The sequence below is a fragment of the Pseudomonas sp. J452 genome, from assembly GCF_024666525.1.
Classification (GTDB): Bacteria; Pseudomonadota; Gammaproteobacteria; order Pseudomonadales; family Pseudomonadaceae; genus Aquipseudomonas.
This window is the reverse complement of the sequence record NZ_CP088294.1, coordinates 888,668-901,992: the sequence shown is the minus strand read 5'-3', so window position 1 is coordinate 901,992 and position 13,325 is coordinate 888,668. Positions and strand designations below refer to the sequence as shown.

The window sequence follows — 13,325 nt, the reverse complement described above, 5'->3', positions numbered from 1 at the left end:
TTTAACCGGTCCGCAGAAGCCGCTCTACAACCCTGAGGTCTTTATGACTACCAAGCTGGACCAGCTCACAAGCTGGTTGAAAGAACGCAAAATCACCGAAGTTGAATGCATGATCAGCGATCTTACCGGGATTGCCCGTGGCAAGATTTCGCCGACCAACAAGTTCCTCGACGAAAAGGGCATGCGCCTCCCCGAGAGTGTGCTGCTGCAGACCGTGACCGGCGACTACGTCGAGGACGACATCTATTACGAGCTGCTCGACGAGGCGGACATCGACATGTTCTGCCGTCCGGACGAGAACGCCGTGTTCCTCGTGCCCTGGGCCATCGAGCCCACTGCGATGGTGATCCACGACACCTTCGACAAGCAGGGCAACCCGATCGAGCTGTCGCCGCGCAACATCCTCAAGAACATCCTCAAGCTGTACGCAGCCAAGGGTTGGAAGCCGATCGTCGCGCCGGAGATGGAGTTCTACCTGACCAAGCGCAACAGCGACCCGGACTTCCCGCTGGTGGCGCCGATGGGCCGCTCCGGTCGCCCGGAAGTGGGTCGCCAGTCGTTCTCCATCGACGCGGCCAACGAATTCGATCCGCTGTTCGAAGACGTTTACGACTGGTGCGAACTGCAGACCCTGGATCTCGACACGCTGATCCACGAAGACGGCCCGGCGCAGATGGAAATCAACTTCCGTCACGGCGATGCCCTGCACCTGGCCGACCAGATCACCGTGTTCAAGCGCACCATGCGCGAAGCCGCGCTCAAGCATGACGTGGCGGCCACCTTTATGGCCAAGCCGATCACCGATCAGCCGGGCAGCGCCATGCACATCCACCAGAGTGTGGTGGACGTGAATACCGGCAAGAACCTGTTCTCCAACGAAGACGGGACCATGAGTGAACTGTTCCTGCACCACATCGGTGGCCTGCAGAAATACATTCCCGAGGTACTGCCGCTGTTCGCGCCGAACGTCAATTCGTTCCGCCGCTTCCTGCCGGATACCTCGGCGCCGGTGAACGTCGAGTGGGGCGAAGAGAACCGCACCGTGGGCCTGCGCGTACCGGAAGCCGGGCCACAGAACCGTCGCGTGGAAAACCGCCTGGCCGGTGCCGACGCCAACCCGTACCTGGTACTGGCTGCCTCCTTGCTGTGTGGCTACATCGGCATGGTTGAAGGCATCAATCCGAGTGCGCCGGTCAAAGGGCGTGGCTACGAGCGCCGCAACCTGGCCCTGCCGGTGACCATCGAAAGCGCCCTGGAGCGTATGGAGGCCTGCAAGGACGCCGAGAAATACCTGGGCGCGAAGTTTGTCCGCGGCTATGTCGCGGTCAAGCGTGCCGAGCATGAAAACTTTAAGCGGGTGATCAGCTCCTGGGAACGCGAGTTCCTGCTGCTCTCCGTCTGATCGGGTCGGGTGTCGGCGGCTCAGCCGTCGACACCCTGCCGATTGCGCAACCTGAGGTGAATGATGACGAATCAAGCGAATAACCCGAAAACCCGTGAGTGGCAGGCCATGAGCCGTGAGCACCACCTCGCGCCGTTCAGCGACTACCAGCAGCTGCACGAAAAGGGCCCGCGCATTGTGACCAAGGCCGACGGTGTCTACCTCTGGGACAGCGAAGGCAACAAGATTCTCGACGGCATGGCCGGCCTCTGGTGCGTTGCCGTCGGTTACGGCCGCGAAGAGCTGGTCGAGGCTGCAGCCAAGCAGATGCGTGAGCTGCCGTTCTACAACACCTTCTTTATGACCGCGCACCCGCCGGTGCTGGAACTGGCCAAGGCGATCGCCGCGATCGCGCCGGAAGGCATGAACCATGTGTTCTTCACCGGTTCAGGTTCCGAAGGCAACGACACCATGCTGCGCATGGTTCGCCACTACTGGGCGTGCAAGGGTCAGCCGAACAAGAAAGTCATCATCAGTCGCCACAACGGCTACCACGGTTCCACCGTGGCCGGTGCCAGTCTGGGCGGCATGAAATACATGCATGAGCAGGGCGACCTGCCGATCCCCGGCATCGTGCACATCCCGCAACCGTACTGGTTCGGCGAGGGTGGCGACATGAGCCCGGACGAGTTCGGTATCTGGGCCGCCGATCAGCTGGAAAAGAAAATTCTCGAAGTCGGCGAAGACAATGTCGCCGCCTTTATCGCCGAGCCGATCCAGGGCGCGGGCGGCGTGATCATTCCGCCGGAAACCTACTGGCCGCGCATCCGCGAGATCCTCGCCAAGTACGACATTCTGTTCGTGGCTGACGAAGTGATCTGTGGCTTCGGCCGCACCGGCGAGTGGTTCGGTAGCGATTACTTCGGTAACAAGCCGGACCTGATGACCATCGCCAAGGGTCTCACCAGCGGTTACGTGCCCATGGGTGGCCTGATCGTCGGTGACAAGGTGTTCCAGACGATCAACGCCGGTGGCGACTTCAACCACGGCTTCACCTATTCCGGGCACCCGGTGGCGGCAGCCGTCGGCCTGGAAAACATCCGCATCCTGCGCGAAGAAAAGATCATCGAGCGGGTAAAAGCAGAAACGGCACCATACTTGCAAAAGCGTCTGCGTGAGCTGGCGGATCATCCGCTGGTGGGCGAAGTCCGCGGTGTGGGCATGCTCGGCGCCATCGAATTGGCAAAGAACAAGCAGACCCGTGAGCGTTTCCCGAGCGAGACCGGTGTTGGCATGATCTGTCGCACCCATTGCTTCGAGAACGGACTGATCATGCGCGCCGTTGGCGACACCATGATCATCGCGCCGCCATTGGTAATCAGCAAAAGTGAGATCGATGAGCTGATCGAAAAAGCACGCAAGTGCCTCGATCTCACCGCACGTGCAGTATTGGTCTGAGGCTTGAGCGACACGCCAGACCTTGCCAGACTGCATGGTGCGTAGGCCAGGCTCACCGGAGGGTGCGTCGCTAAGGTGACGCAGCCCCGGATACTTCAAACGACAATGGAGCTAACCCGCATGATCAAGACCTTCGGTAAAACTTTGCTTGCCATGACCCTGGCAGGCGCCGTGGCCGGCATGGCGCAGGCTGACGACAAGGTATTGCACGTTTACAACTGGTCGGACTACATCGCCCCGGAAACCCTGGACAAGTTCACCAAGGAAACCGGCATCAAGGTCGTCTACGACGTGTTCGACAGTAACGAAGTGCTGGAAGCCAAGCTGCTGGCTGGCAGCTCCGGTTACGACATCGTCGTACCGTCCAACCCGTTCCTGGCTAAACAGATCAAGGCGGGCGTGTTCCAGAAGCTGGACAAGTCCAAGCTGCCCAACTGGAAAAACCTCGATACCAACCTGCTGACCGCGCTGGATCCGAGCGATCCGGGCAACCAGTACTCGATTCCCTACATGTGGGGCACCATCGGCATCGGCTACAACGTCGACAAGGTCAAGGCGGCCCTGGGTGACAACCCGCCGGTGGATTCCTGGGACCTGGTGTTCAAGCCGGAGAACATGGAAAAGCTCAAAGGCTGTGGCGTGTCCTTCCTCGATTCGCCGACCGAAATTCTCCCGGCCGCGCTCAACTACCTGGGCTTCAAGCCGGATAGCACCGATGCGGGCGAGCTGAAGAAAGCCGAAGAACTGTTCATGTCGGTGCGTTCCTCCACCGGCTACTTCCACAGCTCCAAGTACATCGGCGACCTGGCCAACGGCAACATCTGCGTAGCCATCGGCTACTCCGGTGACCTGTACCAGTCCAAGTCGCGCGCCGAAGAAGCCAAGAACGGCGTGAACATCCTCTACAGCATCCCGAAAGAAGGTGCCGGCAGCTTCTTCGACATGCTCGCCGTACCGACTGACGCGAAGAACGTCGAGGGTGCCCATGCCTTCCTGAACTTCCTGATGAAGCCGGAAATCATGGCCGAGATCACCAACTTCGTGCAGTTCCCCAACGGCAACGCGGCGGCTACCCCGCTGGTTGACGAGGCGATCCGCAACGACCCAGGCATCTACCCGGATGCCGCGACCATGGCCAAGATCTACACCTTCCCGGATCTGCCGGCCAAGGTACAACGCACCATGACTCGTAGCTGGACCACCATCAAGTCCGGCAAGTAAGCAACAACAGCGACACCCTCCGGCGGGTGCTCCCGCCGGAGACCCGCCAGGAGGCTCATGTGCCATTTCCGTCTACCGTTACACACGAGCCCCACACAGCTCCGTGCGCGTTCGGCTGGGCGATTGGCCGCAGCTTTCAGGGAACAGTTGTCAGGGATTGGCAGAACAATTTTCAAGCCCCTGGTCGTGCGTAACGACCTGAATAGCAACAATAAAGAGGACTGACGTGTGCGAGTATCCTTCCGCAAAACCCTGATCACCGCAGCGGTTGCCCTGGGCATCGCCGGTGCCGCCCAGGCTGCACCGACCGTGCATATCTACAACTGGAGCGACTACATCGGCGAGACCACCCTGGCCGACTTCAAGGCCGCCACGGGCATCGAGCCGGGCTACGACGTGTTCGACTCCAACGAAACCCTGGAAGGCAAGTTGCTCGCCGGCCGCTCCGGTTACGACCTGGTGGTGCCGTCCAACCATTTCCTCGGCAAGCAGATCAAGGCTGGCGCGTTCCAGAAGCTTGACCGCTCGCTGCTGCCCAACTGGCAGAACCTCGATCCCCTGCTGCTCAAGCAGCTGGAAACCAACGATCCAGGCAATCAGTATTCCGTCCCCTACCTGTGGGGCACCAATGGCATCGGCTACAACGTCGAGAAGATCAAGGCTGTGCTGGGCGTCGACACAATCGATTCCTGGGCCACCGTCTTCGAGCCGGAAAACATCAAGAAACTCAGCGCCTGTGGCGTCGCCTTCCTCGACTCCGGCGATGAAATGATCCCGGCCGTGCTCAAGTACATGGGCCTGCCCGCCAGCAGCACCAACCCCGATGACTACAAGCAGGCAGAAGCGAAGCTGATGGCCGTACGCCCGTACGTGACCTACTTCCACTCCTCCAAGTACATCGGTGACCTGGCCAACGGTGACATCTGCGTAGCCGTCGGCTACTCGGGCGACATCATGCAGGCCGCCGACCGTGCCGACGAAGCCGGCAAGGGCGTGCAGATCGCCTACAGCATTCCCAAGGAAGGCTCCAACCTGTGGTTCGACATGATGGCCATCCCGGCCGACGCGAAGAACGTCAAGGAAGCCCACGCCTTCATCAACTACATGCTCGAGCCGGCGGTGATTGCCAAGGTCAGCGACTATGTCGGCTATGCCAACCCCAACCCCAAGGCCGGCGCGCTGATGGATCAGGAAGTGCGTAACGACGAGTCCGTTTACCCGCCGCAGGCCGTTCTGGATAATTTGTTCATCCAGGCCGAGCTGCCGCCGAAAGTACAGCGCCTGATGACCCGTAGCTGGACCAAGGTCAAATCCGGTAAGTGAGTCTTTAGCCCGGCCCGCGTGGCCGGGTTCCAATGTTCCAGGAGTTTTGCAAATGGCCGTTGCCTCCAGCGCCTACAAGAAAGCCCTCGAGGGCAACCAGCAACCGAAAGAAGTGCTGGTTAAAATCGATCGCGTCACGAAGAAGTTCGACGAAACCATCGCCGTCGACGACGTCTCGCTGACTATCAACAAAGGCGAGATCTTCGCCCTGCTCGGCGGCTCCGGCTCCGGCAAGTCGACCCTGCTGCGCATGCTCGCCGGTTTCGAACGGCCGACCGAGGGGCGCATCCTGCTCGATGGCGTGGACATCACCGACATGCCGCCCTACGAGCGGCCGATCAACATGATGTTCCAGTCCTACGCGCTGTTCCCGCACATGACCGTGGCGCAGAACATCGCCTTCGGCCTCAAGCAGGATGGCCTGCCCAAGGCCGAGATCGACGCCCGTGTGGCCGAGATGCTCAAGCTGGTGCACATGAGCCAGTACGCCCGGCGCAAGCCGCATCAGCTGTCCGGTGGCCAGCGCCAGCGCGTGGCCCTGGCCCGCTCGCTGGCCAAGCGTCCCAAGCTGCTGCTGCTCGACGAACCGATGGGCGCGCTGGACAAGAAGCTGCGTTCGCAGATGCAGCTTGAGCTTGTCGAGATCATCGAGCGGGTCGGCGTAACCTGCGTCATGGTGACCCACGACCAGGAAGAGGCCATGACCATGGCCCAGCGCATTTCCATCATGCACCTCGGCTGGATCGCCCAGACCGGCAGCCCGATCGACATCTACGAGACCCCGGCCAGCCGCCTGGTCTGCGAGTTCATCGGCAACGTCAACCTGTTCGACGGGGTGATCACCACCGACGAAACCGACCACGCCATCATCAACTGCCCGCAGCTGGACAAGCCGATCTACATCGGCCACGGCGTGACCACCCGCGCCGAAGACAAGAAGGTCAGCTACGCCCTGCGTCCGGAAAAACTGCTGATGGCGACCACCCTGCCGGCCGACCACGAGCACCCGGAATACAACTGGTGCAACGGCACCGTGCATGACATCGCCTACCTCGGCGGCCACTCGGTGTACCACGTCAAACTGACCTCCGGGCAGATCGTGCAGTGCTTCATCGCCAACGCCGAGCGCCGCGGCAAGCGTCCGACCTGGGACGACGCCGTGGTGGTGTATTGGGAAGACGACAGCGGCGTGGTACTGCAATCATGAAAATCGGCAAACTGAAACGCTATCTGCCCAGAGGGCGGCATGTCGTGATCGGCGTGCCGTTTCTCTGGCTGTTCCTGTTCTTCCTGCTGCCGTTCTTCATCGTTCTGAAGATCAGCTTCGCCGAAGCCGACGTGGCCATTCCGCCCTACACGGAAATCTACAGCTGGGCGGAAAACCAGCTGCAGATCGTGCTCAACCTGGGTAACTACATCTTCCTCAGCGAGGATGAACTGTACCTGGCGGCCTACCTGGGCTCGCTGAAGATGGCCACCATCAGCACGCTACTCTGCCTGCTGATCGGCTATCCGATGGCCTATGCCATCGCTCGCGCCAGCAAGGAAATGCAGACCACCCTGCTGCTGCTGATCATGATGCCGACCTGGACCGCGATCCTGATCCGCGTCTATGCCTGGATGGGCATTCTCAGCAACAACGGCCTGCTCAATGGCTTCCTGCAAATGCTCGGGGTCATCAACGAGCCGCTGCAGATCCTTAACACCAACCTGGCGGTGTATATCGGCGTGGTCTATTCGTACCTGCCGTTCATGATCCTGCCGCTCTACGCCAACCTGGTGAAGCACGACCACAGCCTGCTGGAAGCGGCCTCGGACCTGGGTTCGAGCACCTTCAACAGCTTCTGGAAGATCACCGTGCCACTGTCGAAGAACGGCATCGTCGCCGGCAGCATGCTGGTGTTCATCCCGGTGGTCGGCGAGTTCGTCATTCCCGAGCTGCTCGGCGGCCCGGAGACCCTGATGATCGGCAAGGTGTTGTGGCAGGAATTCTTCAATAACCGCGACTGGCCGGTGGCGTCCGCCCTGGCAGTGGTCATGCTGGCGATCCTGATCGTGCCCATTATTCTGTTCAACCGTAACCAAGCTAAAGAGATGGAGGGCCGCGCATGAAACGCTTCAGCTTCTCCAACTTCATGCTCTGGGCCGGCCTGGCCTTCATCTACCTGCCCATGCTGATCATGGTCATCTACTCCTTCAACGCCTCCAAGCTGGTGACGGTGTGGGGCGGCTGGTCGCTGAAGTGGTATGCCGGCCTGCTCGACAACAACCAGTTGATGGGCTCGGTGATGCGCTCCCTGGAGATCGCCTGCTACACGGCGATCGCCGCGGTGGCGCTGGGCACTGTGGCGGCCTTCGTGCTGACCCGGGTCACCCGCTTCAAGGGCCGCACCCTGTTCGGTGGCCTGGTCACCGCACCGCTGGTGATGCCGGAAGTGATCACCGGTCTGTCGCTGTTGCTGCTGTTCGTGGCGATGGCCCAACTGATCGGCTGGCCGGCCGAGCGTGGCGTGCTGACCATCTGGATCGCCCACACTACCTTCTGCTCGGCCTATGTGGCGGTGGTGGTGTCGGCGCGTCTGCGTGAGCTGGACCTGTCCATCGAAGAGGCGGCCATGGACCTCGGTGCCAAGCCGTGGAAGGTGTTCTTCCTGATCACCATCCCGATGATCGCGCCATCGCTGGCGGCGGGCGGCATGATGTCCTTCGCCTTGTCGCTGGACGACCTGGTACTGGCCAGCTTCGTCTCCGGCCCGGGGTCGACCACCCTGCCGATGGAAGTGTTCTCCGCCGTGCGCCTGGGCGTGAAGCCGGAAATCAACGCGGTGGCCAGCCTGATCCTGCTGACCGTGTCGATCTTCACCTTCTTCGCCTGGTACTTCGCCCGCCGCGCCGAGGAAAAGCGCAAGCGTGCGATCCAGCAGGCCATGGAAGAAACCACCAGCGAAACCTGGTCGGCCAAAGCCGCCTGAGTCTCGCCGGCAATACTGCAAAAGGGTCACTTCGGTGGCCCTTTTGCTTTTCTGGGTTTAGCTGCTCAGCGGGGGTAACCGGGTAGTAGGCATCCCACAGCCGTTTGCGGAACTTGTAACCGGGATCCAGGCCAGCAGGGTGCCGGGGGCGGCCTTGGCATAGCGGATGGAGATATTGATCAGCTGGGCTTGGTGTTCGTCGGTCAGCCGCGCCAGCTCGTCGGGGAAAGGGGGCAGATTGATTTTTTAGTTGATGGCTTTCCGATAAATAAATCGTTCCCTTTGATTATTCTTCAAGGGATGCAGGAGGCCCTGGCAGCATGCTGCACCCGCTTCAATTGAATAACCCTGTTGCACTCAGCTCCTGCAACAGCCCCTCAAAATGAATGGAATCTTAAATAGACGATGAAATTTTTTGTATTTTTTGTGTTTGCCGCGGTTGGTTTGATCGCGCAACCAGCATTGGCGAACTATCCGTGCCCGGGTGGCCCTGGGCCTGGTGAACAGCAAATCGGCGTTGGTGGTGGTTCGCATGGAATTGCCGCTGTTCCTCTGTGTGTGGAAACCGGTGGAGGGGCTGATAGCGCTGGCGGTGGGTATGCTGGCTATAGATGTGACGGCTGCAATATTTTTGCCGATCCCGGCCCGCCCAGTTACGACGCCATGAGCATCGCCATCAATGAGCAGGCGGCCAGAAACGCAGAAGTCCAAAAGCAAATGCTGGAAGCCGAAGCAAACCTGCAAAAGCTGGAAGCGGATCCGCAATACCAGCGCTACAAGCAGGGTGAATGGAAAATCTTTCAGGGTAAGAAGGATTCGGCACCCGGAGAAAATTGCGTTGCCATGTGGAACAAGGATGGTGGCGCGGTCAGTATTGTCGGTCCCGGAAAAGCCTATCAGGGCGGTATGCTGATCTTCTGGAGCGCAGATATTCCTAGGCCATCGAACACGCAAACTGTAGCGGTGACGCTTAAACAGTCGAAGTATCAACCGCAGCCGGTGAACGCGTTGAATTTTTCGGTACCGAGTATTCCGGCCGGTGCGATCGCCCTGACAGTGCCGAACATTGAAGCGGCGCTGAACACGATGCTGGATGTTGAGCATTTCATCGTTGAGATGGGTGGGCGTGCTGTTGCAGATATCGATTGGACCGATGGCTTGGCAGCGCGTGCTCAGCTGTATCAATGCGTCAGTAACCGCTAGCGGTAACAGTGCAAAAGGGTCACTTCGGTGGCCCTTTTGCTTTTCTGCATGCGGTGTTCAGGGTCTGGTGGCTGGGTAGTAGGCATCCCACAGTGCATTGCGGAACTTGTAGCCGGGATCAAATCGCTGCTTGAGGGCAAAGAACTCGGGCGCGCGCGGGTAGGCGGCAAGGAATTGCTCGCGGCTGGCGTGGATCTGGTAGGGCAGGTAGTAGCGCCCGCCGCAGGCCAGGGCGGCGTCGATCAGGGCGCGGGTCCAGGCGGCGGCGCGTTCGCGTTCTGCAGTGGAGGTGCCCTGGCGGTAGTACAGCACCAGGGCGAAGACTTCCTCCGGGGCCCAGGCCAGCAGGGTGCCGGGGTCGGCCTTGGCGTGGCGGATCGAGACATTGAGCAGGTTGGCCTGGTGCTCGTCGGTCAGCCGCGCCAGCTCGCCGACGAAGCGCTCCAGCTGCGCCGGCGGCACGAAGTACTCCTGCAGCACATAGCTGAAGTCCGCCCCGGAAAGCGGCTGCAGCTCGCGCACATCCAGGCTGGCCTCGTGGTTGCGCCACTGCACCTTGGCGCCGCGAAACAGCAGCGGGTCGATGGCTGCTTCGCGCAGCTTGATTCCGGCCTCGCCGCTGCTGCTCAGGCGGATAGCGGTCTGCTGCAGGCGATAGCTGCGGTCGCTTGGCGTCAGGCGCGCAGTCTCGCTCAGCGGCTGCTCGCTGTGCCGGTAGGACACCGCACGCACCGTGTCGAAATCGTCCGGGTAAAGAATGCCGTTGTGCAGCACCAGATCCGCCTGGCCCTGCACTTCGCGCTGGAACCAGGGACGGTACTCGGCCAGCGGCATGACTCGGCTCTCGCGGGCGATGCGGCTGTTTTCGGCCAGGCCGAGGGTGGCCTCGACTATCACGCCGAGGCCGCCATAGCCGCCGATGGCGCCATAGAACAGCTCGCGGTTGTGGCTCGGCGTGGCCTCGACCAGGCTGCCGTCGGCCAGTACCAGGCGCAGGGCGCGCACCGAGCCCACCAGCGGCCCTTCGCCGACGTAGCGGCCATGCACGTTGACCGACAGCGAGCCGCCGACGCTGAAGTTGGCGTAGGACTGCATGATCTGCGGCGACAAGTCGTACGGGTCGATGTACTCGAGGATCTCGCGCCAGCTGATACCGGTCTGTACGCGAATTTCCCGGCGTTCGGCGGAGAACGTCAGCACCTCGTCGAAGTCGCGCATGTCCAGCTGCAGCGCGCCGGCGCTGGCCGTCTGTCCGCCCATGCTGTAGCGCCCGCCAGCGATGCTGATGGGGCCGGCGTGCTGGCGCACCGCGTCGATGATCTGCTGCAGTTCGGTGGGGGCGAGCACGCGCTCGACCTCGATCGGATTGAGACCGGTGACGTCATTGACGATTTCGCCGGCGCTGGCCGGCAGTGCGGCGAGTGCCAGGCACAACAACAGAGTGCGCATGAACTGTCCTTGTTCGGAGCGCGGCGGATCAGCTCTGGATGGTCGCCGCCGGATTGATCACCCGACCCAGGCCGAGGTTGCGCAGAGCCAGGTGCAGGGTGCTGTGGATCACCTGTGGGTTGTCCATGCGCAGCAGTTGGTCGAGGATCTCGCTGGCCTTGCTCATGCTGACCTGGCGCAGCAGCCATTTCACTTTCGGCAGGTTGGTGGCGTTCATCGACAGGCTGTCGAAGCCCATCGCCAGCAGCAGCACGGCAGACGCCGGATCGCCGGCCATCTCGCCGCAGATGCTCACCGGCTTGCCTTCGGCATGGGCGCCGTCGACTACCAGTTTCAGCGCATGCAGCACCGCCGGGTGGAGGAAGTCGTAGAGGTCGGCGACCCGCGGGTTGTTGCGGTCCACGGCCAGCAGGTACTGGGTCAGGTCATTCGAACCCACCGAGAGGAAGTCGACCTGGCGCGCCAGATCGCGCACCTGGTAGACCGCGGCAGGAATCTCGATCATCACGCCGACTGGAGGCAGCGGGACATCAACACCTTCGTCACGCACTTCGCCCCAGGCGCGGTGGATCAGGTGCAGGGCCTCTTCCAGCTCCTGGATGCCGGAAATCATCGGCAGCAGGATGCGCAGGTTGTTCAGGCCCTCGCTGGCCTTGAGCATGGCGCGCACCTGGACCAGGAAGATTTCCGGGTGGTCGAGGGTGATGCGGATGCCGCGCCAGCCGAGGAAGGGGTTGTCTTCCTTGATCGGGAAGTAGCTCAGCGCCTTGTCGCCGCCGATATCCAGAGTGCGCATGGTCACCGGCAGCGGATGGAAGGCGGCCAGCTGCTCGCGGTAGGTGGCCAGCTGTTCCTTCTCGCTGGGGAAGCGCTCGCCATTCATGAACGGCACTTCCGTGCGGTACAGGCCGACGCCTTCGGCGCCGCGCTCCTGGGCGCGTTTCACATCGGCCAGCAGACCGGTGTTGACCCACAGCGGCATGCGCTGGCCGTCGAGGGTTTCGCACGGCAGTTCGCGGAGGGCATCCAGGCCCTGGGCCAGCTGGCGTTCTTCCTCGACCACTTCGGCGTACTGCTTGCGTAGCAGTTCGCTGGGGTTGGTGAAGACTTCGCCGTGGTAGCCGTCGACGATCAGCTGGATGCCGTCGACCTTGGAGTAGGGCAGGTCGACCACGCCCATGACCGTGGGAATACCCATGGCGCGGGCGAGGATGGCGACGTGCGAGTTGCCCGAGCCCTGTACCGAGATCAGGCCGACCAGCTTGCCTTCCGGCACTTCGCCGAGCATCGCCGGCGACAGCTCCTCGCTGACCAGAATGGTGTTGTCCTGGTACACCAGGCTCTGCTTGCGCTCTTCCTGCAGGTAGGCGAGCAGGCGCCGGCCGAGGTCGCGTACGTCGGCGGCGCGCTCGCGCAGGTAGGCGTCGTCCATCAGCTCGAAACGGTTGACGTGCTCGTTGACCACCTGGCGCAGGGCGCCCTGGGCCCACTGGCCGGTCTTGATGATGGTGGTCACTTCGCTGCCGAGGGCGGCGTCTTCGAGCATCATCAGGTAGACATCGAACAGCGCGCGTTCTTCCTTGCGCAGCTGGGTGGCGAGCTTGGCCGACAGCGCATGCATGTCGGCACGCACGCCGACCAGGGCATTGTTGAACAGCTTGAGCTCGGCCTCGATGTCAGCGACGGCCTTGTCCGGCACCACGTCCAGGTCGGCCGGCGGCAGCACCACCACCGCGGTACCCACGGCGGCGCCCGGCGCCCCCGGCACACCGACGAAGCGCGCTTCCTGGATGCCCTTGCCCTGCTTGCCCAGGCCACGGATCGAGCCGGTGGCCTCGGCATGGGCGATAACCCCGGCGAGCTGGGCGCTCATGGTCACCAGGAAGGCTTCCTCGCCCTCGTCGAACTGGCGGCGCTCCTTTTGCTGCACCACCAGCACGCCCATCACCCGGCGGTGGTGGATGATCGGTGCGCCGAGGAAGGAGGCGTAGCGTTCCTCGCCGGTCTCGGCGAAGTAGCGATAGCGTGGGTGATCGGCGGCATTTTCGAGGTTGAGCGGCTCCTCGCGGGTGCCGACCAGGCCGACCAGGCCCTCATTGGGCGCCATGCTGACCTTGCCGATGGAGCGCTTGTTGAGGCCTTCGGTGGCCATCAGCACAAAGCGGTTGGACTCCGGGTCGAGCAGGTAGACCGAGCAGACCTGACTGCCCATGGCCTCTTTCACCCGCTGCACAATAATCGTCAGCGCCGCCTTGAGATCCTTGGCGGCGTTCACTTCCTGAACGATCTTGCGCAGCGTGTTGAGCATGCTTGCTTCC

Annotated in this window: 10 protein-coding genes; 8 read left to right on the top strand and 2 right to left on the bottom strand. The window is 61.9% G+C overall.

The window, feature by feature from the left end:
- Positions 1–43: 43 nt before the first annotated feature.
- The 8 genes from LRS11_RS04070 (at position 44) to LRS11_RS04035 (ending at position 9,558) form a co-directional block, all read left to right on the top strand.
- Positions 44–1,402, top strand: a complete 1,359-nt coding sequence (locus tag LRS11_RS04070; protein WP_260495635.1) for a glutamine synthetase family protein — start codon at positions 44–46, stop codon at positions 1,400–1,402.
- Positions 1,403–1,465: 63 nt separating this feature from the next.
- Positions 1,466–2,839 (top strand): aspartate aminotransferase family protein, encoded by a 1,374-nt coding sequence (locus tag LRS11_RS04065; RefSeq protein WP_260496857.1) that lies wholly within the window; start codon positions 1,466–1,468, stop codon positions 2,837–2,839.
- 120 nt (positions 2,840–2,959) lie between these two features.
- Complete coding sequence (locus LRS11_RS04060; RefSeq protein ID WP_260495634.1) at positions 2,960–4,060, top strand: extracellular solute-binding protein; 1,101 nt, start codon at positions 2,960–2,962, stop codon at positions 4,058–4,060.
- A 228-nt stretch (positions 4,061–4,288) separates the two neighbouring features.
- Positions 4,289–5,383, top strand: a complete 1,095-nt coding sequence (locus tag LRS11_RS04055) for a polyamine ABC transporter substrate-binding protein (protein WP_260495633.1) — start codon at positions 4,289–4,291, stop codon at positions 5,381–5,383.
- Positions 5,384–5,435: 52 nt separating this feature from the next.
- On the top strand, positions 5,436–6,590 hold the full coding sequence (gene potA / locus LRS11_RS04050; RefSeq protein ID WP_260495632.1) for a polyamine ABC transporter ATP-binding protein: 1,155 nt from the start codon (positions 5,436–5,438) through the stop codon (positions 6,588–6,590).
- A 23-nt stretch (positions 6,591–6,613) separates the two neighbouring features.
- Positions 6,614–7,495 carry an ABC transporter permease subunit gene (locus LRS11_RS04045; RefSeq protein WP_173211749.1) on the top strand — a complete coding sequence of 294 codons (882 nt, stop codon included), beginning with the start codon at positions 6,614–6,616 and terminating at the stop codon, positions 7,493–7,495.
- The gene (locus LRS11_RS04040) at positions 7,492–8,355 is read left to right on the top strand and encodes an ABC transporter permease subunit (RefSeq protein WP_260495631.1); all 864 of its coding nucleotides are present in this window, start codon (positions 7,492–7,494) and stop codon (positions 8,353–8,355) included. The genes LRS11_RS04045 and LRS11_RS04040 overlap by 4 nt, the downstream gene beginning before the upstream one ends.
- Positions 8,356–8,760: 405 nt before the next feature.
- A complete protein-coding gene (locus LRS11_RS04035; RefSeq protein WP_260495630.1) occupies positions 8,761–9,558 on the top strand; it encodes a hypothetical protein in 798 nt (265 codons plus the stop codon).
- A 57-nt stretch (positions 9,559–9,615) separates the two neighbouring features.
- Here the strand turns inward: LRS11_RS04035 and LRS11_RS04030 are convergent, their stop codons facing one another.
- Together LRS11_RS04030 and ptsP are read right to left on the bottom strand one after the other, a co-directional pair.
- A complete protein-coding gene (locus LRS11_RS04030) occupies positions 9,616–11,007 on the bottom strand; it encodes an FAD-binding protein (protein WP_260495629.1) in 1,392 nt (463 codons plus the stop codon).
- A gap of 28 nt (positions 11,008–11,035) precedes the next feature.
- Positions 11,036–13,315, bottom strand: coding sequence for a phosphoenolpyruvate--protein phosphotransferase (ptsP, locus tag LRS11_RS04025; RefSeq protein ID WP_260495628.1), 2,280 nt, complete (start codon positions 13,313–13,315; stop codon positions 11,036–11,038).
- Between the last annotated feature and the right edge of the window lie 10 nt (positions 13,316–13,325).